19 protein-coding genes are annotated in these 23,635 nt (G+C 67.2%); 1 reads left to right on the top strand and 18 read right to left on the bottom strand.

Annotation, left to right across the window (positions count from 1 at the left end; all coding sequences use genetic code 11):
* Window positions 1-27 precede the first annotated feature (27 nt).
* The 17 genes from BLQ28_RS22965 to dksA form a co-directional block, all read right to left on the bottom strand.
* The gene (locus tag BLQ28_RS22965; protein ID WP_093244911.1) at window positions 28-816 is read right to left on the bottom strand and encodes a cell division protein FtsQ/DivIB; all 789 of its coding nucleotides are present in this window, start codon (window positions 814-816) and stop codon (window positions 28-30) included.
* 2 nt (window positions 817-818) lie between these two features.
* Window positions 819-1,790, bottom strand: coding sequence for a D-alanine--D-alanine ligase (locus BLQ28_RS22960; RefSeq protein WP_093244909.1), 972 nt, complete (start codon window positions 1,788-1,790; stop codon window positions 819-821).
* Window positions 1,787-3,256: a UDP-N-acetylmuramate--L-alanine ligase gene (gene murC, locus BLQ28_RS22955; RefSeq protein ID WP_093244906.1), complete on the bottom strand. Its 1,470-nt coding sequence runs from the start codon at window positions 3,254-3,256 to the stop codon at window positions 1,787-1,789. Before murC ends, BLQ28_RS22960 begins: the two co-directional genes overlap by 4 nt.
* A complete protein-coding gene (murG, locus tag BLQ28_RS22950) occupies window positions 3,253-4,317 on the bottom strand; it encodes an undecaprenyldiphospho-muramoylpentapeptide beta-N-acetylglucosaminyltransferase (protein ID WP_093244904.1) in 1,065 nt (354 codons plus the stop codon). The genes murC and murG overlap by 4 nt, the downstream gene beginning before the upstream one ends.
* Window positions 4,314-5,612 (bottom strand): putative lipid II flippase FtsW, encoded by a 1,299-nt coding sequence (gene ftsW, locus BLQ28_RS22945; protein ID WP_093244900.1) that lies wholly within the window; start codon window positions 5,610-5,612, stop codon window positions 4,314-4,316. The genes murG and ftsW overlap by 4 nt, the downstream gene beginning before the upstream one ends.
* Window positions 5,609-7,945: a UDP-N-acetylmuramoyl-L-alanine--D-glutamate ligase gene (murD, locus tag BLQ28_RS22940; protein WP_093244898.1), complete on the bottom strand. Its 2,337-nt coding sequence runs from the start codon at window positions 7,943-7,945 to the stop codon at window positions 5,609-5,611. Before murD ends, ftsW begins: the two co-directional genes overlap by 4 nt.
* Before the next feature lie 13 nt (window positions 7,946-7,958).
* Window positions 7,959-9,137, bottom strand: a complete 1,179-nt coding sequence (mraY, locus tag BLQ28_RS22935; protein WP_093244895.1) for a phospho-N-acetylmuramoyl-pentapeptide-transferase — start codon at window positions 9,135-9,137, stop codon at window positions 7,959-7,961.
* 22 nt (window positions 9,138-9,159) lie between these two features.
* On the bottom strand, window positions 9,160-10,599 hold the full coding sequence (gene murF, locus BLQ28_RS22930) for a UDP-N-acetylmuramoyl-tripeptide--D-alanyl-D-alanine ligase (protein ID WP_093244893.1): 1,440 nt from the start codon (window positions 10,597-10,599) through the stop codon (window positions 9,160-9,162).
* Window positions 10,596-12,158 carry a UDP-N-acetylmuramoyl-L-alanyl-D-glutamate--2,6-diaminopimelate ligase gene (locus BLQ28_RS22925; RefSeq protein ID WP_093244890.1) on the bottom strand — a complete coding sequence of 521 codons (1,563 nt, stop codon included), beginning with the start codon at window positions 12,156-12,158 and terminating at the stop codon, window positions 10,596-10,598. The genes murF and BLQ28_RS22925 overlap by 4 nt, the downstream gene beginning before the upstream one ends.
* 2 nt (window positions 12,159-12,160) lie before the next feature.
* Complete coding sequence (locus BLQ28_RS22920) at window positions 12,161-13,915, bottom strand: peptidoglycan D,D-transpeptidase FtsI family protein (protein ID WP_093244888.1); 1,755 nt, start codon at window positions 13,913-13,915, stop codon at window positions 12,161-12,163.
* A complete protein-coding gene (gene ftsL / locus BLQ28_RS22915) occupies window positions 13,912-14,250 on the bottom strand; it encodes a cell division protein FtsL (protein ID WP_093244885.1) in 339 nt (112 codons plus the stop codon). Before ftsL ends, BLQ28_RS22920 begins: the two co-directional genes overlap by 4 nt.
* A gap of 2 nt (window positions 14,251-14,252) precedes the next feature.
* Window positions 14,253-15,176 (bottom strand): 16S rRNA (cytosine(1402)-N(4))-methyltransferase RsmH, encoded by a 924-nt coding sequence (gene rsmH / locus BLQ28_RS22910; protein ID WP_093244883.1) that lies wholly within the window; start codon window positions 15,174-15,176, stop codon window positions 14,253-14,255.
* An 8-nt stretch (window positions 15,177-15,184) separates the two neighbouring features.
* Window positions 15,185-15,613, bottom strand: a complete 429-nt coding sequence (gene mraZ / locus BLQ28_RS22905; protein ID WP_093245534.1) for a division/cell wall cluster transcriptional repressor MraZ — start codon at window positions 15,611-15,613, stop codon at window positions 15,185-15,187.
* A 273-nt stretch (window positions 15,614-15,886) separates the two neighbouring features.
* Window positions 15,887-17,215, bottom strand: a complete 1,329-nt coding sequence (gene hslU / locus BLQ28_RS22900; protein ID WP_093244880.1) for an ATP-dependent protease ATPase subunit HslU — start codon at window positions 17,213-17,215, stop codon at window positions 15,887-15,889.
* A 2-nt stretch (window positions 17,216-17,217) separates the two neighbouring features.
* The gene (gene hslV / locus BLQ28_RS22895) at window positions 17,218-17,763 is read right to left on the bottom strand and encodes an ATP-dependent protease subunit HslV (RefSeq protein WP_093245531.1); all 546 of its coding nucleotides are present in this window, start codon (window positions 17,761-17,763) and stop codon (window positions 17,218-17,220) included.
* A gap of 123 nt (window positions 17,764-17,886) precedes the next feature.
* The gene (locus BLQ28_RS22890) at window positions 17,887-19,554 is read right to left on the bottom strand and encodes an STAS domain-containing protein (RefSeq protein WP_093244877.1); all 1,668 of its coding nucleotides are present in this window, start codon (window positions 19,552-19,554) and stop codon (window positions 17,887-17,889) included.
* A 48-nt stretch (window positions 19,555-19,602) separates the two neighbouring features.
* On the bottom strand, window positions 19,603-20,229 hold the full coding sequence (dksA, locus tag BLQ28_RS22885) for an RNA polymerase-binding protein DksA (RefSeq protein WP_093244875.1): 627 nt from the start codon (window positions 20,227-20,229) through the stop codon (window positions 19,603-19,605).
* A 715-nt stretch (window positions 20,230-20,944) separates the two neighbouring features.
* On the opposite strand from dksA, the gene BLQ28_RS22875 reads away from it, so the two are divergent.
* Window positions 20,945-22,453: a YdgA family protein gene (locus BLQ28_RS22875; protein WP_256327421.1), complete on the top strand. Its 1,509-nt coding sequence runs from the start codon at window positions 20,945-20,947 to the stop codon at window positions 22,451-22,453.
* Between the two features lie 81 nt (window positions 22,454-22,534).
* Here BLQ28_RS22875 and BLQ28_RS22870 read toward each other — a convergent pair whose 3' ends face one another.
* Entirely contained in the window at window positions 22,535-23,587 is a 1,053-nt protein-coding gene (locus BLQ28_RS22870) for a CobW family GTP-binding protein (protein ID WP_093244867.1), read from the bottom strand.
* Window positions 23,588-23,635 lie beyond the last annotated feature (48 nt).

Here is a 23,635-nt window from a genome sequence, read left to right as displayed (position 1 = left end):
GATATGTCCTCGATTTCTCGATGAGCGCTACTTGATTCTTCTTGGGGTCTCGGGCGAGACCGTGGTGACACCGCGCAGCCGCAATGCATACGCGTCGTTGTGGCGCAGGTCGGCGCCCTCGACGTCCGCGACCGTGCGGTGGTACTGGCCCGCGACCTGCGTCACGGTCTTCAGGAACCGCTGCAGGCGCGCCGACACCTCCTCCGCCTGACCACGGCCCAGTTCGATCTCGGCACCGCTGTCGAGCACCACTTTCCAGCTGCCCCGGCTCGACAGCGACAGCTCGTCGATGCTGAAGTCGTAGGGCTGGAACTGCGGCTGCAGCACGCGGTACATGCCGAGCACCTGCCCGGCCTGCTCGATCGGCCCATCCAGGCGCGGCAGGTTGTCGTCCACCTCGGCCACGTTGGCCTCGAACACGTCGCCGAATCCGTTGATCAGCTTCGAGCTCGCTTCGTCGCCCCAGTTGGCCACCGGCACCTGCTCGGTCAGCGTCACGCGCAGCTTGTTCGGAAACTCGCGCCGCACCACCGCGCTGCGCACCCAGGGCACCGACTCGAACGCGGCGCGCGCACGCGCCAGGTCGATGGTGAAGAAGTTGCCGCTGAGCTGCGGCGCCACGTTGGCGCGCAAGGTCACCGCGTTGTTGTGCGTGACTTCGCCGTCGACCTTGATGCCGCCCAACGGGAAGAAAGGCTGGCGCAGCACCCACCATGCGCCCGCCGCAAGCAGCATGAGCGCCACCGCCGCGAATGCGAGATTCGCGACGATGTTCATGAGCTTGACGTCGAAGGGCGCGGGGATGCTGTCGGCCATGGCTATTGCGAACCTCCGGTGGCGTCGAGCGTGGCCGCAGCCAGCACGCGCAGGCACAACTCTTCGTAGGCGATGCCCGCTGCGCGTGCCGACATCGGCACCAGCGAATGGCTGGTCATGCCGGGCGAGGTGTTCATCTCGAGCAGGAAGGGCTTGCGGTCGCTGGCGCGGATCATCACGTCGGCGCGGCCCCAGCCACGGCAGCCGAGCGTGCGGTAGGCGGCCAGCGTGATGCGCTGGATCTCGCGTTCCTCGGCTTCGGGCAGGCCGCTCGGGCAGTGGTACTTCACGTCGTCGGTGAAGTACTTGTTCTGGTAGTCGTAGGCGCCTTCGGGCGCGGCGATGCGCACCACCGGCAGCGCACGCGCGTCGAGCCCGTGGCCGAGCACGGCGCAGGTCACCTCCTCGCCTTCGATGAATTCCTCGCACAGCACGTCGGCGTCGTACTTCGCCGACAGCGTCACAGCCTCCTGCATCTGCGAGTAGCCCTCGACTTTGGTCACGCCAATGGACGAGCCTTCGCGCGGCGGCTTCACGATCACGGGCAGGCCGAGCACGTCGGGCACGGCCATGATCTGTTCGCGGCTTTGCTGGTCGAAGGCCAGGCGCACGTACTTGGGCGTCGGCAGGCCATCGGCTTGCCAGATGCGCTTGGTCATTACCTTGTCCATGGCCACGCTCGAGGCCATCACGCCCGAGCCGGTGTACGGAATGCCCAGCAGTTCGAGCGCGCCCTGCACCGTGCCGTCTTCGCCATGGCGGCCATGCAGCGCGACGAAGCAGCGCGCGAAGCCGTCGCGCTTGAGCTCGAACAGCTCGCGCTGCGACGGGTCGAAGGCGTGTGCGTCGACGCCGCGCGAACGCAGGGCTTCGAGCACGCCGGTGCCGGACATCAGCGAGATTTCGCGTTCGGCGGAGCTTCCGCCGAACAGCACGGCCACCTTGCCGAAGAGTTTTGGATCCTGAAGGCTCACGAGGCCCTCCCCTTGCGCGCACCGCGCTCCGATGTTGATGAGGACGGCGCCGCGGCGGCAGCCGCACCGAGTTCGACCACCTTGGCCGGCACCGCGCCGATGGACCCGGCGCCCATGCAGAGCACCACGTCGCCGGCACGGGCGTTGTCCAGGATGGCTTGCGGCATGGCGCCGATGTCGTCGACGAACACCGGCTCCACCTTGCCGGCCACGCGCAGTGCACGCGCCAGCGTGCGGCCGTCGGCGGCCACGATGGGCGCTTCGCCGGCGGCATAGACCTCGCCCAGCAGCACCGAATCGGCCGTGCCGATGACCTTGACGAAATCTTCGAAGCAGTCGCGCGTGCGGGTGTAGCGATGCGGCTGGAAGGCCAGCACCAGCCGGCGCCCAGGGAACGCACCGCGCGCGGCGGCGATGGTGGCCGCCATCTCGACCGGGTGATGGCCGTAGTCGTCGATCACGGTGAAGCTGCCCGCGGCGGCATCGCCCGGCACGCTCACGTCGCCATAGCTCTGGAAGCGGCGGCCCACGCCCTTGAAGCCCGCCAGGCCGCGCTGCACCGCTTCGTCGGGAATGCCGAGCTCGACTGCCACCGCGATCACCGACAGCGCGTTGCGCACGTTGTGCTCGCCCGGCAGGTTCAGCACGACGGGCAGGTCGGGCAGCGTCACGCCGTTGCGGCGCTGCGCGGTGAAGTGCATCTGGCCACCAACGGCGCGCACGTCGATCGCGCGCACCTGGGCGTCTTCGCCGAAGCCGTAGCTGGTGACGGGGCAGGTAACGCTGGCCACGATGTCGCGCACGGCCGGATCGTCGGTGCAGAGAATGGCCACGCCATAGAACGGCATGCGGTGCAGGAAATCGACAAAAGCCTTCTTGAGCTTCGCGAAGTCGTGCCCGTAGGTCTCCATATGGTCGGCGTCGATGTTCGTGACCACCGCCATCACGGGCAGCAGATTCAGGAACGAGGCATCCGACTCGTCGGCCTCGACCACGATGTAGTCGCCGCTGCCGAGCTGCGCGTTGGCACCGGCGCTGTTCAGGCGCCCGCCGATCACGAAGGTCGGATCGAGCCCGGCGGCGGCGAGCACGCTTGCCACCAGGCTGGTGGTGGTGGTCTTGCCGTGCGTGCCCGCAATCGCGATGCCCTGCTTCAGGCGCATCAGTTCGGCCAGCATCAGCGCGCGCGGCACGACCGGAATGCGCTTCTCGCGCGCGGCCAGCACCTCGGGGTTGTCCGACTGCACGGCGGTGGACGTGACGACCGCATCCGCGCCGTCGATGTGCGCGGCGGCATGGCCAACGAAGGTGCCGATGCCCAGGCCCGCAAGCCGGCGCAGCGTGGCGCTGTCGGACAGGTCGGAGCCGGTGATCTTGTAGCCCAGGTTCAGCAGCACCTCGGCGATGCCGCTCATGCCGGAACCGCCGACGCCTACGAAGTGGATGTGGTGGATCGCATGCTTCATTTGGCAAGCTCCTCGCAGGCGCGGACGACGGCCTCGACGGCTTCGGTCTTCTGCATGGTCTTGGCCTTGGCGGCCTTGTCGATCAGCGCGGTGCGCTCGGTTTTCTGTAGCAAGTCAGCCAGCAATTCAGGAGTGAGGTCGGCCTGTTGCACCAGCCATCCGCCGCCCGCGTCCACGAGGAAGCGTGCGTTGGTGGTCTGGTGGTCGTCGACCGCCGAAGGGAAAGGCACGAACAGCGCTGCTGCGCCGACGGCCGCGATTTCTGTGACGGTGCTGGCACCGGCGCGCGCGACGATGAAGTCGGCGTCCGCATAGGCCTTGGCCGTGTCTTCGATGAAGGGCGTGAGTTCGCCTTCGACGCCGGCGGCCGTGTAGTTGGCGCGCAGTTCGTCGATCTGCTTGGCGCCGCTCTGGTGCAGCACCTGCGGGCGCACGGCCGGCTCGATGCGCGCCAGTGCCTGCGGCACCACCGTGTTGAGGCCGCGCGCGCCGAGGCTGCCGCCGACCACCAACAATTTGAGCGGACCCGAGCGGCCTGCAAAACGCGTGGCCGGATCGGGCTGCGAGGTGAACGCGGCGCGCAACGGATTGCCCACCCACTGCGCCTTCTTCAGCACATTCGGGAAAGCCGTGAACACACGATCGGCCACGCCCGCCAGTACCTTGTTGGCAAGGCCCGCCACCGAGTTCTGCTCGTGCAGCACCAGCGGCTTGTTGAGCAGCACGCCCATCATTCCGCCCGGAAAAGTGATGTAGCCGCCCAGGCCCACCAGCACGTCGGGCTTGACGCGGCGCACCACGCGAAAGCTCTGCCAGAAGGCGCGCAGCAGCTTCAACGGCAGCAGCGCCAGCGTGAGCGGGCCCTTGCCGCGCACGCCGCCGAACTGCACGGGCTCGAAGGCGAAGCCGCGCGGCGGCACGAGCTTTTCTTCCATGCTGCCGGGCGCGCCCAGCCAGTGCACGCGCCAGCCGCGTTCACGCAGGGCCTCGGCCACGGCCAGGCCCGGGAAGATGTGGCCGCCGGTTCCGCCGGCCATGACGAGTGCGGTACGGCCGGTCATACGCGGCCCCCTCTCATCAAGACGCGGTTCTCGTAGTCGATGCGCAGCACGACGGCCAGCGCCACCAGGTTCATCAGAATGGCCGAACCGCCGAAGCTCATCAGCGGCAGCGTCAGGCCCTTGGTGGGCAGTGCACCCAGGTTCACGCCCATGTTGATGAAAGCCTGGAAGCCGATCCACACGCCCACGCCCTGGGCGACGAGGCCCGAGAACACGCGGTCGAGCGCAATCGCCTGGCGGCCGATGTGCATGATGCGGCGCGTGAGCCACAGGAACAGGCCGATGATCAGCAGCACGCCGACCAGGCCGAATTCTTCGCCGATCACGGCCAGCAAGAAGTCGGTGTGCGCCTCGGGCAGCCAGTGCAGCTTCTCGACGCTGCCACCCAGGCCCACGCCGAAGACTTCGCCGCGCCCGATGGCGATCAGCGAGTGCGACAGCTGGTAGCCCTTGCCCAGCGCGTGCTCTTCGCTCCACGGATCGAGGTAGGCAAAGATGCGCTCGCGGCGCCACGGGCTGGTCGCGACGATGGTGCCGAAGGCCACCACCACCAGCGCGGCGATCACGAAGAACATGCGCGCGTTCACGCCGCCCAGGAACAGGATGCCCATGGCGATCACGGCAATCACCATGAAGGCGCCCATGTCGGGCTCGGCCATCACCAGCATGCCGACCACCACCACCGCGACGCCCATCGGCAGCACGGCGCGGAAGAACCGCTCCTTGATCTCCATCTTGCGCACCATGTAGCTGGCGGCATAGAGCACCATCGCGAGCTTGGCCAGCTCCGAAGGCTGGAAGCGCATGAACCCCATCGGCAGCCAGCGGCGCGCGCCGTTGACGTTGATGCCGATGTGCGGAATGAGCACCGCCACCAGCAGCAGCAGCGAAGCCACGAAGAGCCAGGGCGCGGCGCGCTCCCAGGTCTTCATCGGCACCTGGAAGGTCAGCAGCGCGGCGATGAAGGCGAACACCACCGAGGCTGCATGCCGCGTGAGGAAGTACGAGGCGCTGTAGCCGGCGCGCGCAAAGCGCGGGTTGTCGGGCAGCGCGATGGAGGCCGAATACACCATGATCAGGCCCCAGGTCAGCAGCGCGACCGTGACCCACACCAGCGCCTGGTCGAAGCCCAGCACGCGCATCGGCGTGGCCTTGGTCTGCGCGATGCCGGCGCCGCCCAGCCGCACCGGCAGGTGCATCGGCAAGGCGTCGATGCCGCTGCGGGCGCGCCTGAACCAGCCACCGAAGCGGCTGGTGCGGGTTTCCGGCGTGGCGCCTGCGGCAGCGGAGTTCAAAGCTGTTCCTCCATCGACCCCGAGGCGGAAGACGACGGCGTGCCGGCCTCCGGGGTGTCTTGTCCAAGAAGCTCGCGTGGGCTGTCCGCGTAGGCCTGCACGACCTCGCGGAACACTTCCGCGCGGTGCTCGTAGTCCTTGAACATGTCGAAGCTCGCACAGGCCGGTGACAGCAGCACGGCATCGCCAGGGTTGGCGCGCGCGGCGGCCAGCTTCACGGCCTCTTCCATCGAGCCGGCATGCATCAGCGACACGCCGGTGCCGGCCAGCGCGGCTTCGATGATCGGTGCGTCGCGACCGATGAGCACCACGGCGCGCGCGTACTGGCGCACGGGCGCGGCGAGCGGATCGAAGTCCTGTCCCTTGCCTTCGCCGCCGAGGATCACGACCACGCGGCGGTCTTCACCGAGGCCGGTCAGCGCGGCCACGGTGGCACCGACGTTGGTGCCCTTGCTGTCGTCGAAGTACTCGACGTCGTCGATCAGCGCGATCGGTTCGACGCGGTGCGGTTCGCCGCGGTATTCGCGCAGGCCATACAGCATCGGGCCGAGCGCGCAGTCGGCCGCATTGGCGAGCGCGAGCGCGGCCAGGGCGTTCATGGCGTTGTGGCGACCACGGATGCGCAGCGCATCGGCGGGCATCAGGCGCTGCAGGAAGATTTCTTCTTCAACCACGGCGCCGCGCTTGCGCTTTTGCGTTTCGTCGGCTTCCAGTGCGCGCACCAGCCAGGTCATGCCGTTGACGCGCTCGATGCCGTAGTCGCCGGGGCGCAGCGGCATCGCGGTGCCGAAGGTGACGTGCGTACGGATCTGCGGGCGCTGCAGCTTCACCTTGACGGGCGCGGGCAGCATCGCCATCACGCCGGCGTCGTCGCGGTTCAGGATCATGAGGCCGCGCGCGCCGAAGATGCGCGCCTTGGCCGCCGCGTAGGCCGGCATGTCGCCGTGCCAGTCGAGGTGGTCCTGCGTGAGGTTGAGCACGGTGGCGGCGGTCGGCTCGAAGTCCTGCACGCCGTCGAGCTGGAAGCTGGAGAGTTCGAGCACCCAGACATCCGGCAGCGTGTCGGCGTCGATGTGCGCGGACAGGGTGTCGAGCAGCGTGGGGCCGATGTTGCCTGCCACGGCCACGGTCTTGCCCGCGCGCTCGACCAGTTGGCCGGTGAGCGCGGTGACGGTGGTCTTGCCATTGGTGCCGGTGATCGCGAGCACGGCGGGCGTGTAGCCCTTGGGCGCTTCGGGCTCGACCGGGGGCGCCAGTTCGAGCTGGGGCGATTCTTCTTCGGCAACGGCCGAGGCCGGGTTGGTCGCGGCGAACTCGGCGATCTTGGCGACGAATTCGGCGGCTTCCTTGGCGGCCGTGGGGACGTAAGGCTTGCCTGGAGTTGGCAGGCGGGAAAGCGTAGCGGCGGCCGGTGGGGTCGACGGTGCTTCCGGCGTAGTGGGCGCCTCGGCCGCTTCAGGTGCGGACTCGGGCGCTGCCTCAGGCGCTTCGGTGTTCGGAGCTTCAGATGGCACTTCCGCCGGCACCGGCACGGCAACGCTCATCGATGGATCGCGCGGCATGGCCTCGGCCATGGCGGGAGCGACTGGCTCGGGGGCGGCTTCGACAGCTTCGGGTGTTGCGACCGCAGGCGCGGGTACGACCGATTCCGTCGGTTCGACGGGCGCAGCCGGCTCGGCCACAACCACGGCTTCGGCGGCATGAGCCTGTACAGCTTCGTCGGTCACTTCCGGCGTTTCGCTGGACGGTGCCACTTCGCTGACCTGTGCCGGCACAGCGGCTTCACCCTGCGCGGCTTCGGGCAGTGCAGGCGCTTCAGGTGCCGGCGTTGCTTCCGGCGTATCGACGTGCAGTGACGGTTCGCCCAACGGCAATTCAGCCTGGGCTTCCGTTTCCACGGCCTCCTGCGGCACTTCGGCTGTTGCCTGCGCCTCGGGCTCGGCCACCACTTCAGGCTCGGGTTCAACTTCCACGACCGGCACTTCGACCGTTCGCAGATCGAGCAGCGCACGCGCGAACAGATCCAGTTCGCCACCCACCGGCAACCCCACCGCGCGTGCCGCATCGGCCACCGGCGCGATGGTCGCGGGCGAGAGGCCGGGCGAGCGGTACACCGCGCGAATCGGCGTGCCTTCGATCAGCGTGGCCGAGAACGGCCCGCCGACGAAAGCGACATCGGGCCACTCCGCCTTCAGCGTCGCGAGCAGCGCGGGCGCCTCGCGCGTGTCGGCCACGGTCACGACCGCACCGTGGCGCGCGCACCAGCGCGCCATCGCCAGCCCGGACGCACCAAGGCCCAGGATGAGAACGGGGAGGTCTTTCAGATGCCGCATGTGCTTTTTCTTTTCAGCGCAGCTTCAGCGTGGAAAGACCCACAAGGCACAGCAGCATCGTGATGATCCAGAAGCGCACCACGACCTGCGTCTCGCGCCAGCCGCTCTTCTCGAAGTGGTGGTGCAGCGGCGCCATCTTGAGCACGCGACGGCCTTCGCCATAACGCTTCTTCGTGTACTTGAAATACATGACCTGCGCCATCACCGAGATCGCCTCGACCACGAAGATGCCGCCCATGATGAAGAACACGATCTCCTGGCGCACGATGACCGCGATGGTGCCCAGCGCGCCGCCGAGCGCCAGCGCGCCCACGTCGCCCATGAAGACCTGCGCCGGATGGGTGTTGAACCAGAGGAACGCGAGCCCCGCGCCGGCCATCGCCGAGCAGAACACCAGCAGCTCGCCCGAGCCCGGGATGTTGGGGAACAGCAGGTACTTGGAATACACCGCGCTGCCCGTGACGTACGCGAACACGCCCAGCGCAGAACCCACCATCACGACCGGCATGATCGCCAGGCCATCGAGCCCGTCGGTGAGGTTCACGGCGTTGCTCGCACCCACGATCACGAGGTACGTGAGGATCACGAAGCCGATGCCGCCCAGCGGGTAGCTCACTTCCTTGAAGAAGGGCACCAGCAGGTTGATCTTGGGCGGAAAGTCGAGATCGAAGCCCGACTGCACCCACGCGAAGAACAGCTGCAGCACGCGCCAGTTGGAGCTTTCGGAGATGCTGAAGAGCAAATAGAAACCGGCCATCAGGCCGACCACCGACTGCCAGAAATACTTCTCGCGCGAGCGCATGCCTTCCGGGTCCTTGCGCACCACCTTGCGCCAGTCGTCCACCCAGCCAATGGCGCCGAAGCCCATCGTGACCCACAGCACGATCCACACGAAGCGGTTCGAGATGTCGAACCACAGCAGCGTGGCGAAAGCGATGGCGAACAGCACCAGCACGCCGCCCATGGTGGGCGTACCGCTCTTGGTCAGGTGCGTTTCCATGCCGTAGCCGCGCACCGGCTGGCCGATCTTGAGCGCGGCCAGGCGGCGGATCACATACGGGCCGGCCACGAGGCCGACCACGAGCGCCGTCAGCGCCGCCATCAGCGCGCGGAATGTGAGGTACTGGAAAACGCGCAAAAACCCGAACTCGGGCGACAGCGTTTGCAGCCATTGGGCCAGGCTCATCAGCATGTTGTCTTGCTCGGCTCATGCGTCATGACCGGCCTCCTTTTGTTGTTTTGGGGTGTGACTGAGCGAGATCGCCGATCGCCTGCACCACGCGTTCCATCTTCATGAAGCGCGAGCCTTTCACGAGCACGCTGCCGACCAGCGGCAGGCGGGCGAGCACGGCGGCGAGCAGCGCGTCGTAGTCGCCGAAATGACGGCCGTTGTCGGCATCCGCGAAGGCCGCGACGGTGTGCGCGGTCTCGGCACCGAGCGTGTAGACGGCCTCGATGCCGCGCTGCTTTGCCCAGGCGCCGACCTCGGCGTGGAATTCGGGGGCGCGGTCGCCGACCTCTCCCATGTCGCCGAGCACCAGCAGGCGCGGGCCCGGCAGGCCGGCGAGCACGTCGATGGCGGCGATCACCGAATCAGGGTTGGCGTTGTAGCTGTCGTCGACCAGCGTGAGCGTGTGCTTGTTGGACAGCACGACCTCGCTGGCCTTGGAGCGCCCCTTGACCGGCTCGAAAGCCGACAGGCCCGCTGCGATGGTCTCGATGGAAACGCCGGCCGCGAGCGCACATGCCGTGGCGGCCAGCGCGTTGCCCACGTTGTGGCGGCCCGCGATGTGCAGGCGCGCGTCGAAGGCGCCGAGCGGCGTGCGCACGCGCACGGCCCAGGCGCCCTGCTTCCACTCGGCGCTGTCGAGCGAGACGTCGGCGGCCTCGTCTTCGCCGAAGGTCATGCAGCGCCGGTTGCCGCCTTCGCGGGCCATGTCGGTCCACAGCGCGGTGAAGGTGTCGCCGTAGGGGAACACGGCCGTGCCGTCATCGGGCAGCACCGCGAACACGGCAGCGTTTTCGACGGCCACGGCTTCGACGGTGGCCATGAATTCCTGGTGCTCGCGCTGGGCGTTGTTGACCAACGCGATGGTCGGGCGCGAGATGGCGGCCAACCGTGCGATCTCGCCCGGATGGTTCATGCCGAGTTCGAGCACGGCGCGTTGATGCGACGCGCGCAGGCGCAGCAGCGTGAGCGGCACGCCGATCTCGTTGTTGAAGTTGCCGGCCGTCGCCAGCGCGCGTTCAGCGCGGAAGGCGAACAGGATCGCCGCGATCATCTGCGTGACGGTGGTCTTGCCGTTGCTGCCGGTGACGGCAATGAGCGGCAGCTCGAACTGCGCGCGCCAGCCCGCGCCGAGCGCACCGAGCGCGGCCAGCGAGTCGGGCACTTCGAGGCCCGCAAGGCCTGCGGCTTCGAGGCCGTGATGGGCAATGGCCGCAACGGCGCCCTGCTTCTTCGCATCGGCAAGGAAGTCGTTGGCGTCGAAGCGCTCGCCCTTGAGCGCGACGAACAGGTCGCCCGCCGCCAGCGTGCGCGTGTCGGTGTGAACGCGGGCGATGACCGTCGAAGGGTCACCCACCAGCCGCGAGCCGGGAATCCATTGCTGGGCCTGCGCCAACGTGAGGTCGAGAGGCGTCGTGTCGGTCATGCCGCGGCACCCCGCTTTGCCAGCGCCTGCTGCGCATGGGTCTTGTCTGAGAACTCGATACGCTGGCCGGCGATTTCCTGCCAGGCCTCGTGGCCCTTGCCGGCGATCAGCACCACGTCTTGCGGCGCAGCTTGCGCGAGCACGTCGGCAATGGCGGCCGCGCGGTCGGGCTGCACCTGGGCCGCCTCGGGGCGCGAGAGGCCTCGCAGCACCTGGGCAATGATCGCGTCGGGCTTCTCGCTGCGCGGGTTGTCGCTGGTCACGACCACGCGGTCGGCCTGGCGCTCGGCCACGGCGGCCATCATCGGGCGCTTGATCGGGTCGCGGTCGCCGCCGCAGCCGAACAGGCACCAGAGTGCACCGCCGCGCTGTTTGGCGAGCGGACGCAGGCCGATCAAGGCCTTGTCGAGCGCATCGGGCGTGTGGGCGTAGTCGACCACCGCGAGCGGTGCGCTGGCGGCATCGGCCAGGGCCACGCGCTCCATGCGGCCCGGCACGCTGGTCAGGCCGGTGCAGGCCGCGACGGCTTGCGCCAGCGTCAGGCCCAGCGCGCGCAGCGTGCCGAGCACGCCCAGCAGGTTGGCCACGTTGTATTGCCCGATCAGCCCGGTCGACAGCCGCTCCACCGCGGCCGCGCCATGCTCGGCCACCGAGAACTGCAGGCCCTGCTCGTCGTAGCCGACGTCGCGCGCCATCAGCCGCGCCGCATGGCCTTCGGCCGACACGGTCCAGACATCGAGCGCGCCGATGCCGCCATCGACCAGGTTCGCGCACAGGCTGGCGCCGTGCACGTCGTCGATGTTGATGACCGCCGCGCGCAGGCCGGGCCAACGGAACAGCTCGGCCTTGGCCTGCCAGTAGGCGTCCATGCTGCCGTGGTAGTCGAGGTGGTCCTGCGTGAAATTGGTGAACACGGCCACCGCCACGCGCGTGCCGTCGAGCCGGCGTTCGGCAATGCCGATCGACGAGGCCTCGATGGCGCAGGCGCCGAAGCCGTTCGTGACCATCGCGCGCAACTCGCGCTGCATCATCACGGGGTCGGGCGTGGTGAGGCCGGTGTAGGTCAGCTCGGGCGGCACGCCGATGCCCAGCGTGCCCATCACGCCGCAGGGCGACGGTGCGCAGCGCTCCACGGTGCCGTCGGGCCGCATCGCGCGAACGCCGCCGGCCGCGCGCAGCGTGCCGAGCGATTCGGCCAGCCACCACGCGGTGGAGGTCTTGCCATTGGTGCCGGTCACGGCCAGCACGTCGAGCAGCGCCGAGGGGTTGTCGTAGAAGGCCGATGCGATCGGGCCGGTCGAGGCCTTGAGGCCGGGGTAGCTCACGATGCGTTCATCGCCGTCGAAACCGAAGGCCTCGACGCCTTCATGCTCGACCAGGCAAGCCACGGCGCCCTGCGCCAGCGCAGCGGCCACGTGCTTGCGCCCGTCGGTCGCAGCGCCGGGCCATGCAATGAAGGCGTCGCCCGGGCGCACGGCGCGGCTGTCGGCGTGCAGCGCACCCTGCACGCGCTCCTTGAGCCAGAACGCCGCCAGTTGGGGAGAAGTGAATGTCAGCATGGTCAGAAGCTCTCGTCGACGCCCTGCGTCATCACAAGCGGTTTGACCGCCAGGTCGGGCGGAACGTTCATCATGCGCAGGGTCTGCTGCACGACCTCGCTGAACACCGGCGCGGCCGCAAGGCCGCCGAAATACTGCCCGTCGGTGGGCTCGTCGATCATCACCGCGACGATGATGCGCGGCTTCTCGATGGGCGCCATGCCGGTGAACCAGGCACGGTACTTGTTGCTGGCGTAGCCCTTGCCGACCTGCTTGTGGGCCGTGCCCGACTTGCCGCCGACCGAGTAGCCGACCGTCTGCGCGCGTGTGCCGGTGCCGCCGGGGCCGGCGGCCATCTGCAGCATCTTGCGCACGGCCAGCGCGTTGGAGGGCGAGAACACGCGCACGCCGACCGGCGGCTCGGTGTTCTTGAGGATGGTGACCGGAATGATCGAGCCGTCGTGCGCGAACGAGGTGTACGAGTGCGCCATCTGGAACAGCGAAGCCGACAGGCCGTAGCCGTAGGCCATGGTGGCCTGCTCGACCGGCTTCCAGGTCTTCCACGGACGCAGCCGGCCGGTGACGGCACCCGGAAACTGGATCTGCGGCTTCTGGCCGTAGCCGAGCGCGGTGTAGGTGTCCCACATCTCGTGCGGGGTCATCTTCTGCGCGATCTTGAGCGCGCCGACGTTGCTCGACTTCTGGATCACGCCCTCGACTGTGAGCGTGCCGTAGTTGTGCGTGTCGCTGATGGTGAAGCCCCCGATCTGGAAGCGGCCAGGACCGGTCTCGATCAGCGTCGTCGGCTTCACGCGGCCGGCTTCGAGCGCCATGCCGACGGTGATCGGCTTCATGGTCGAGCCGGGCTCGAAGGTGTCGGTGAGCGCGCGGTTGCGCAGCTGCTCGCCGGTCAGGTTCTGGCGCTTGTCGGGCACGTAGCTCGGGTAGTTGGCCAGCGCCAGCACCTCGCCGGTGACGGCGTCGAGCACCACCACGCTGCCGGCCTTGGCCTTGCGCGCGGTGACCGCGTCGCGCAGCTTCTGATAGGCGAAGAACTGCACCTTGCTGTCGACGCTCAGCTGGATGTCCTTGCCGTCGAGCGGCGGAACGATGTCGCCCACGCCTTCGACCACGCGGCCCAGCCGATCCTTGATGACGCGGCGCGACCCGGCCTTGCCGCCCAGGTCCTTGTTGAACGCCAGCTCGATGCCTTCCTGGCCGTTGTCTTCCACGTTGGTGAAGCCCACCACGTGCGCGGCGGCCTCGCCCTCGGGGTACTGGCGCTTGTATTCCTTGCGCTGGTAGATGCCCTTGAGGTTCATCGCGGCGATCTGCTTGGCGATGGGCTCGTCGACCTGACGCTTGATCCAGACGAAGGTCTTGTCTTCGTCCTCGAGCTTCTTGTCGAAATCCTTCTGCGACATCTCCAGCAGCTTGGCCACCTGCTTGAGCTTGGCCCGCACTTCGGGGTCGTCGCGCTCGATGTCTTCCGGAATGGCCCAGATGCTGGGCGCCACGACGCTGGACGCGAGGATGAGCCCGTTGCGGTCGAGGATGCGGCCGCGGTTGGCCGGCAGCTCGAGCGTGCGTGCAAAGCGCACTTCGCCCTGCCGCTGGAAGAAGCCGTTGTTGAAGACCTGCACGTACGCGGCCCGCCCCGCCAGCATGACGAAGCCCAGCGCAATGCCGGCAACGATGAATTTGCTGCGCCAGACCGGCGTCTTGCTCGCGAGCAAGGGGCTGGTGGTGTAGCGCACGCTGCGGTTGCCGCGGCTCATCGTGCGGCCCTCCCCGTGGCGGGCTTGGGCGGCGTCACAGGCGCTACCGGCGCCACGGCCGGAATCACCGAACCATCGGGACGCACGTACTGCGTGATGGCCGGCGTGGTCGTGCGCATCTGCAGCTGCTCCTTGGCGAGCTTTTCGACGCGCAGCGGCGTGGCCTGGGCGCGCTTTTCGACCTGCAGGCGGTCACGGTCGGTTTCGAGCCGGCGCGCTTCCTGCTGCACGCGATCGAGCTCGGTATAGAGCTGGCGCGACAGGTACTGCGTGTGCACAAGGTACAGCGCCGTCGCGATGACGGCCAGCAGCAGCAGGATGTTGATGCGGGCCATGGTCAGTTGGCCTCGGTGCGTTCGGCGACGCGCAGGATGGCGCTGCGCGAGCGCGGGTTGCCGCTCACCTCGGCTTGCGACGGCTTGATGCGTTCGAGCGCGTTGAGCTTCATCACCTTGGGTGCGGCAAAGGGCGCGCGGCGGTCGTAGACCTCCTTCGAGTGCTTGGCGATGAACTGCTTGACGATGCGGTCTTCCAGCGAATGGAAGCTGATCACCGCAAGCCGGCCGCCGGGCTGAAGCACGGAAAGACTCGCCTCTAGCGCCTGTTGCAGCTCTTCAAGCTCGGCGTTGATGAAAATCCGAAAAGCCTGAAATGTGCGCGTTGCAGGGTTCTGGCCCTGCTCGCGGGTTTTGACCGTGCCAGCCACGAGCTCGGCCAGTTCGGTGGTGGTTGAAATTGGGCCCCGTTCTTGTCGGCGAGCAACAATCGCCTTTGCAATCTGAACAGCAAACCGTTCTTCGCCATAGTCACGGATCACCTCTGCAATCTGCTGAAGTTCGGCCGTTGCCAGCCACTCGGCCACGCTCTCGCCGCGCGTGGTGTCCATGCGCATGTCGAGCGGGCCGTCGAAACGAAAACTGAAACCGCGCACCGGGTTGTCGATCTGCGGCGAACTCACGCCCAGGTCCATCAGCACGCCCGCTACGCTCGCGCCGGGCAGTTCGCCCAGCGAGCGGAATCCCTGGTGGCGGATAGAAAAACGCGCATCCGAGATGCGCGCTGCTTCGGCCACTGCTTCCGCATCCTTGTCGAATGCGATCAGCCTGCCTTCCGGCGCCAGCCGCGCGAGGATCGCGCGCGCGTGCCCTCCGCGCCCGAAGGTCGCATCCACGTAGGTGCCGGCGGCCGCCGCGTTGCCGGAAAGAAGGGCTTCCACCGCTTCGTTCAGCAAGACGGTCGTATGGGTCCATGGGGTGTTCACGTGGATCCTCAGAACGCGAAGTCCTGAAACACATCGGGCATCTCGCCCTGGGTGGCCTCGGCCTCCTTGGCCTCGTAGGTGGCCTTGTCCCAGAGTTCGAAATGATTGCCCATGCCCAGCAGCAGCGTGTCGCGGTTGATGCCGGTGGCGGCGCGCAGCTCGGGCGACACCAGGATGCGGCCCGTGCCGTCCATTTCCACGTCCATGGCGTTGCCCAGGAACACGCGCTTCCACCACTGTGCCGACATCGGCAGCGCGGCGATGCGCTCACGGAATTTTTCCCATTCGGGACGGGGGAACACCATCAGGCATCCGTGCGGATGCTTGGTGATCGTGAGCTGGCCGCCTGCCGTGGCGCTCAGGACGTCGCGGTGCCGGGTCGGCACGGAGAGCCGCCCCTTGGCATCCAGACTGAGCGATGAAGCGCCTTGAAACACGACCACGAAACCCCTGTGTTGGGAGGTGCTGCGGTACCCGGAAGGGGCACTACCCGCACTTTTTCCCACTTAACTGCACTTTTTTGCACTGTAGCAGGAAACACTTGGGACGCAACTGGCCGTAGGTGGTATTTTTTGTAATGGAATCAACGACTTAGCGCCGACTCCCAAACCTGGGAATCGGCGAATTTCGTTGAAAATGAAGTACTTAGCTCACGCAGTGAAAGTGATGCGTGAAGGATTCCCCCGTTACAGGGGGAAGAAGAAGCGGCTTCAGAGGATGAAGCGCGAAAGGTCTTCGTCGTGACTTAGTGCCGCAAGGCGCTGGTCGACGTAGGCGGCATCGATGCGGATCGATTGGCCTTCAAGGCGGGTCGCGTCGAAGCTTACCTCATCCAGCAAACGCTCCATCACGGTCGACAAACGGCGCGCGCCGATGTTCTCGGTGCGCTCGTTCACCTCGAAGGCGATGCTGGCCAGCCGGGTCACGCCGTCGGGCGTGAAATCGAGCGTCACGCCCTCGGTCGCAAGCAGCGCCTGGTACTGCTTCACGAGCGAAGCGCGGGTCTGCGTGAGGATGCTTTCGAAGTCCGCCACCGAGAGCGACTGCAACTCGACGCGGATCGGAAAGCGCCCCTGCAGCTCGGGAATCAGGTCGCTCGGCTTGCTCAGGTGGAAAGCGCCGCTCGCGATGAACAGCATGTGGTCGGTGCGCACCACGCCGTACTTGGTCGTCACCGCCGTACCCTCGACCAGCGGCAGCAGGTCGCGCTGCACGCCCTGGCGCGACACGTCGGAGCCCTGTGCTTCGCTGCGCGTGGCGACCTTGTCGATCTCGTCGATGAAGACGATGCCGTTCTGCTCGGCATTGGTGATGGCCTGGGTGCGGATCTCGTCCTCGTTGACCAGCTTGGCCGCCTCTTCGTCGGTCAGCAAGCGCAGCGCCTCGGCGATCTTGAGCTTGCGGGTCTTGCGCTTGCCCTGCCCCAGCTGGCCGAACATGCCGCGCAGCTGCTCGGTCATTTCCTCCATGCCGGCCGGACCCATGATCTCGAGCGGCGTGCGGGTCTCGGCAAGGTCCAGCTCGATTTCCTTGTCGTCGAGCTGGTGCTCGCGCAGCTTCTTGCGGAAGGCTTGGCGCGTGGGGTTGGGGCCTTCCAGCGCGGTGGTGCTGCCGTCCGCGCCGCGCGCGGGCGGCAGCAGCACGTCGAGGATGCGCTCTTCGGCCGCGTCTTCGGCGCGGGCGCGCACCTTCACGCTCTCGGCTTCGCGGGTCTGCTTGACGGCGATCTCGGCGAGGTCGCGAATGATCGAATCGACGTCCTTGCCGACGTAGCCCACCTCGGTGAACTTGGTCGCCTCGACCTTGATGAAAGGCGCATCGGCCAGGCGCGCGAGGCGGCGGGCGATCTCGGTCTTGCCCACGCCCGTGGGACCGATCATGAGGATGTTCTTCGGCGTGATCTCGCCGCGCAGCTTGTCCTCGACCTGCTGGCGGCGCCAGCGGTTGCGCAGGGCAATGGCCACGGCGCGCTTGGCGGCGGGCTGGCCGACGATGTGGTTGTCGAGCTCGGAGACGATTTCCTGAGGGGTCATGGGCATGGTCAGAGCGCTTCCACCGTGTGGTTCATGTTCGTGTAAATGCAGATTTCTCCGGCGATCGCCAGCGATTTGCGCACGATCTGCTCGGCCGAAAGGTCGGTGTTCTCGATCAGCGCCTTGGCCGCCGACTGCGCGTAGGCACCGCCCGAACCGATGGCGATCACGCCGTCTTCGGGCTCCAGCACGTCGCCGTTGCCGGTGATGATGAGCGAGGTGGTGGCGTCGGCCACGGCCAGCATCGCTTCGAGCTTGCGCAGCACGCGGTCGGTGCGCCAGTCTTTCGTGAGTTCGACGGCAGCGCGGGTCAGGTGCCCCTGATGCTTTTCGAGCTTGGCCTCGAAGCGCTCGAAGAGCGTGAAGGCGTCGGCCGTGGCGCCGGCAAAGCCGGCCAGCACCTTGCCGTGATAGAGCCGGCGCACTTTGCGCGCCGTGCCTTTAATGACGATATTGCCGAGAGTGACCTGCCCGTCCCCGCCAATGGCGACCTGATCGCCTTGGGGGGTCTTGCGGCGCACGCTCACGATGGTGGTGCCGTGAAACTGTTCCATCGAAGCCATCTGGGGATGGCGCCGATCAATGCAACCCCTTTGTTACGCCCGGAATCCATTCCAGGAGCCTTGCTAGGCCGCTCGCACCGCCCCTGCGCAACAGGGGGCAAGGAAGCCTGAAGGCTAGTTCTTCCGCACCGCCACGGTGGCGTGGTCGGCAATGCCGATGAGGTTGAACAGCGCGGCCATCAGGCGGTGTGCGTCGACGAACTGCACCCGCTCGCCGTTGGCGTCGCGCGCGCGCACCCAGCTCAGCAGCGTACCCGCGGCGGTGAGGTCCATGCGCACCAGCGCAGCACAGGAAATGACCGGTGCCGTGGTGTGGCGCAGGTCGCTGTCCAGCCGCTGCCAGCACGAGAGCGAATCACCGCGCAGATCGCCCGCCAGCGCGGCAAAACCGCTGTCGGTGGACGGAAAGCTTTCGGAATCGCCGCCGACGGACAGCAGCGACCACACCGAACTGGGCCGGCTCGCCGGCGGCGCGGCCAGCGAGGTGCACTCGCCGCGGGGGTCTTGCCACGAAGGCGGCGACACCTCGTAAGTGATGCAGTAATTGAGCGCCACCAGCTCGAAATCGTCGGGCAGGTGCATCATGCGCAGCGCCGCCAGGTGCAGTTGCCACCAGATGTCGTCGGTGCCGCGCTCGTTGTTGGGCGCTGCCTCGGACAGCACCGCCAGCAGCTGTGCGGTGCCCATGAAGCGCAATTGCACCGGTGAATCGGCCCAGTGCGTGAACAGCACGCGCAGCGGCGCAGCCGCATCGGGTTCGATGCCGGTGAGGCCACGCCAGTCGAGCGTCCAGACCGACCCGGCCTTCGACAGCGCCCGCGTGAGCGCCATCAGGCCTTCACGCGCCAGGCGCGCGGGGCTGACCCAATCGGCACTGCCACCCTCGCCTGCCGCGCCAGCGTCTTCGCTGGCGGTGACGGCCTTCACGCTGCGGGCCAGTTCTTCGAGCGACACCCAGTCGGGGCCCATGCGCTTCATGCGCTGCGCATAGCGCATGCGGGCGGCCGCGAACTTGGCGGCATCGCCCGTCGCGCGGTACAGGTCGAACAGGGCGCGCCAACGGCTGTCGTCGCGCTCGGCTGCGGGATCGTTCTCGCCGCTGGAGGCCGGGGCACTCTCGGAGGCCAGGGCCTGCAGCAGGATGGCCTCGGCGCCGGCATCGTCGCCATGCGCAAAGCGGATCACCGCCTCTTCGAGCGCGCCATCGTGCGCGAGCCGCGACGACATCAGCGGCACGTCGCCGCTGCCGGCAACGGCCGGCGCGCTGCCCGACGCCACCGCGGCGGCAGCAACTGCCGGCGGTGCCGGCGTGCGCTCGGCCTGCCCTTCGAGCAGGTCGTCGGTGTGCACGGGCGGCAGCGTCTCGGCGCCGGCCTCGGGCGGCGGATTGACCAGCGTTTCGCCGTTGGGGCCTCGCCCCTTCCACCACTGCTGCGACATCTGCTCTTCGATCTCGTCGATCTTCTTGAGCGTGAGCGCGCGGCCCTCCGATTTTTCGGAAGAGCTGTTGATGTTGAAGGACGACGGCGTGACCGTCGCTTCGAAGGCATGGGCGGCGGCTTCGCGCTGGCGCAGCTTGCGCAGCATGTCGAACTCGCGCCGGCGCACGAAGTCGTTGCGCTGGCGCCGCTCGATCATCTCCTTGAGCATCTCCCGGCTGTAGGTCTGCTCGGGCAGCGAGGAATCCGAGGAAGGCGCATCCAGCTCCGACCAATCCTTGAGCGGATTGCGAACAAATTTGGCCACCTTGGAAAAAAGGCGGCCCGATTCTTCCTTTGCCATGCGGTGAAGACTATCGAACGGGCAGGATTCTTTCCACCTTCCTGTCGATCAGTCCCCGAACATCTTCTGCTTGAGTTCGCGGCGTTGCTGCGCTTCGAGCGACAGCGTGGCGGTCGGGCGGGCCAGCAGGCGGCCGACACCGATGGGCTCGCCGGTCTCGTCGCAGTAGCCGTAGTCGCCGGCGTCGATGCGCTGGATCGATTGCTCGATCTTCTTGAGCAGCTTGCGCTCGCGGTCGCGCGTGCGCAGTTCGAGCGCGTGCTCTTCCTCGATGGTGGCGCGGTCGGCCGGGTCGGGCACGACCACGGTGTCTTCGCGCAGGTGCTCGGTGGTTTCGCCGGCGTTCTCGAGGATGCCGCGCTTGAGTTCCACCAGCTTCAGGCGGAAGAACGCCATCTGCTTTTCATTCATGTACTCGTCGTCGGGCATGGCGATGACTTCGGCATCGCTCAGCTCGGCGGCGGACTTGGCCTTCCAGTTGTTGGCCAGCTTCGGGTCTTTCTTGACGGCCAGCGGCGGCGGCGGCACCAGCGCGGTGGAAGGCGCTTGCGAGAAGCTGGACTTGGCGGCGGTCGATGCCACCGATTGCGGCATCGAAGGGACGGTCAGTTGCGACAGCCGGGACACGCGGCCACCACGTGCAGCGGGTGCGGGCGTGGCGGTTTGAGCGGGCATCGAGGGTGTCGCCGGGGCGGGAGAGGAGGCGGCAGCCGTTTTTTTCATGGGGATCGGGGGGGCAGAAGGAACGGCAGCAGGGCGGCCGACGGGTTTGGATGACGATGGACCCGCACCTGCTGCGGTCTTGGCCGCAGGCTTGACGGGCTTCTTTGCAGCAGTCGCGGCCTTGGCCGGTGGTGCTGCGGGCTTTTTGGATGGCGCGCTTTTCTCCTTCGCGGCAGGACCATGTGCAGTGGCGGAAACCTTTTTCGCCGCGGGTACAGCCTTCGCAGCCGGCGCCTTCTTTGCGGCGGGCTTGGTTGCTGGCGTGGCCTTTGCGGCGGGTTTCTTCACGGTGACTGGCTCCTTGAACGAACTGGAACGCGCTTTCACTGGGTGTCTCCTCCCATGAGAGCCACTGCGGCTTTCAGGCCGTGCGGGCTCCACGTTGTCGGGGTGCTCGCCAGTGGCGAACCCCGGGGTTATACCCCCGAAAGCCCACCAGAAACGTGCGGCGCCCCGTGCCGGAAGTCACATCTTGTCCATCGGGACGGAACATGGCTGCCGGAACAGGCGCGCGATTGTATAGAGAACTCGGACACGCAGGCACGCCATGGCCACGACGACCGAGTCCGTTAGCATCGCCCCGCGTTGTCGGAGAGGGCAACGCAGGCATGCCCATGCCCATTCGCGGCGCGGGCCCATCCGATCATTCGACAAAAGAAAGCAAGTCTTGAGCAAGAAAGCAGTATTGGGAGTCCTGGCAGCGGCCATCGCCGTCGCCTATGGCGGCAGCACCTGGTGGGCCGCCTCGCAGATCAAGTCGCGTTACGACACCGCCTTCGACGAGCTGCCGAAGCAGACCGCGATGGTGCGCGTGGTCGAGCGCAACTACGACCGCGGCTTCCTCGGTGCCGTCAGCACCGTGACCCTGGAAATCGGCTGCGCCCCCGAGCCCGCTGCCGCCGCGCCGGCCCCCGTCGCCAAGCCCGCGGAAGGCGAAGAAGCCGACGCCGACGCCGACGAAGACAACAAGGACGCCGAAGCCGACACCGCCCCGCTCAAGCCCTTCCGCATCACCCTGCGCGACACCATCCACCACGGCCCGCTGGCCGGCGGCTCGCTGGCTGCCGCCACCATCGACAGCGAACTGGTGCTCGACGCCCAGACGCAAGCCAATGTCGAGAAATTCTTCGGCAAGGCCAAGCCCCTGACGGCGCACACCAAGGTCGGCTTCAGCGGCGCCTTCACGACCGACATGACGGTCGCGCCCGCCAAGCTGGCCGAAGACGGCAAGGGCCAGTTCACCTGGCAAGGCGCGCAGGCCCGCATGGAAGTGAACGCGGCACGCACCCAGGTGCGCTACGACCTCACGATGCCGGGCCTGGACTTCAGCGACACCCGCAGCGGCGTGACCATGAAGATGGGCAAGCTCGCGGTCAAGGCCGACATGGACAGCAGCGCCGGCTGGATCCTGGCCACCGGCAAGACCGAAGGCCGGCTCGATTCGCTCGAATTCGCGGCCCCCAAGGGCCTGGGCACCGCCTCCGGCGGCGAGCACAAGGCGCTGCCGACCGTGCTGCTGCAAGGCATCGACCTGATCGGCGAGGCCACCATCAAGGACGGCCTGTATGCATCGGGCGGCACCCTCAAGGGCAGCGGCAAGATCGGCGAGACCAAGATCGACAAGTTCGAGGTGGGCAGCAGCGCCCGCAACATCCACGCCGCCGGCTACAAGAAGCTGGCCGACGCCTGGATGCAGTCCGGCGCCGCCAACGGCTGCGGCAAGGGCGGCAGCAAGGCCTCGCAGGAAGCCATCAAGGCGCTGACCGACCAGCTGGCCCCCGACATCAAGGCCATGGCCAAGTACAGCCCCGAATTCGGCCTCGACAAGATGCTGGTCGAGATCGACGGCAAGCGCGCCGAGATCAGCTACACCGCCGGCCTGACCGGTGTGACCGACGAAGACCTGCAAGCCCCCGGCACCGCGCTGATGATGAAGCGCGGCGTGTTCAAGGCCAACGCGCGGCTGCCGATGAAGTGGCTCGAGAAGCTGGCCGAGACCGGCGCCGAAAGCGGCCAGACGCCGCCGCCCGAAATGGTGGCGGGCCTGGTCGAGCAAGGCGAGCAGAAGGGCTTCGTCAAGCGCGATGGCGACGACGTTACTGCGCAGGTCGAGTTCAGCGCAGGCAGCCTGAAGGTCAACGGCAAGCCGCTGGGCGCGCCGGGCGCGGGCAACTGAGCCCAGGTTTCCCCTGAATAGAAAAGGGCGCTGACCTCGCGGTCAGCGCCCTTTTTCATTCCTATCAGCGCAAGCAGTCCGTCAGACCAGGCACTGCTCCAGCCCCTGCTCGAGGATTTCGCGCGGCAGCTCGATGCCGATGAACACCATGCGGCTCTGGCGCGCCTCGTCCTTGCCCCACTCCGGGCCCAGGTCGCTGCCCATCAGCTGGTGCACGCCCTGGAAGATCACCTTGCGCTCGGTGCCCTTCATGTTCAGCACGCCCTTGTAGCGCAGCATGCGCGGGCCGTAGATGTTGACGATGGCACCCAGGAAGTCTTCGAGCTTGGCCGGGTCGAAGGCGCGGTCGGCCTTGTAGACGAAGCTCTTCACGTCATCGTCGGTGTGGTGATGGTGGCCGTGGCCTTCGTGCTTGTGCGAGGGGTGATCGCAATGTTCTCCATGCGCGTGGTCATGGTCGTGATGGTCGTGGTCGTCTTCCTTCAGGAAGTCGGGGTCGATGTCGAGCTTGGCGTTCAGGTTGAAGCCGCGCAGGTCGAAGATGTCTTTCAACGGCACGTCGCCGAAATGCGCCTTCTGCTGCGGCGCGCGCGGGTTCATGTGCTTCAGGCGATGGATCAGCGCTTCGGTCTCTTCCGCCGACACCAGCTCGCTCTTGCTGATGAAGATCTGGTCGGCAAAACCCACCTGGCGGCGTGCTTCCTGGCGGTCGTTCAGTTGCTGCGGCGCATGCTTGGCATCGACCAGCGTGAGGATCGAGTCGAGCAGGTAGCTCTCGGCGATCTCGTCGTCCATGAAGAAGGTCTGCGCCACCGGGCCGGGGTCGGCCAGGCCGGTGGTCTCGATCACCACGCGGTCGAAGTCCAGCAGGCCCTGGCGCTTCTTGGCGGCCAGCAGTTGCAGCGCTTCGCGCAGGTCTTCACGGATGGTGCAGCAGACGCAGCCGTTGCTCATCTGCACGATCTGCTCTTTCGACTCGGTCACGAGGATGTCGCTGTCGATGTTCTCTTCGCCGAATTCGTTCTCGATGACCGCGATCTTCTGGCCATGGGCCTCGGTCAGGATGCGCTTGAGCAAGGTGGTTTTGCCCGAGCCGAGAAAGCCGGTGAGGATGGTCGCGGGAATGAGGGCCATGAAGAGGTGCTCCGGAAGCGGAAAACGGGAAAAAGGGGCGAAAAGGCG

The sequence above is a fragment of the Variovorax sp. EL159 genome, from assembly GCF_900100965.1.
Taxonomy (GTDB): Bacteria; Pseudomonadota; Gammaproteobacteria; order Burkholderiales; family Burkholderiaceae_C; genus Variovorax.
Note: the sequence above shows the minus strand (reverse complement) of the source record. Positions and strands in the feature narration are given on the sequence as shown.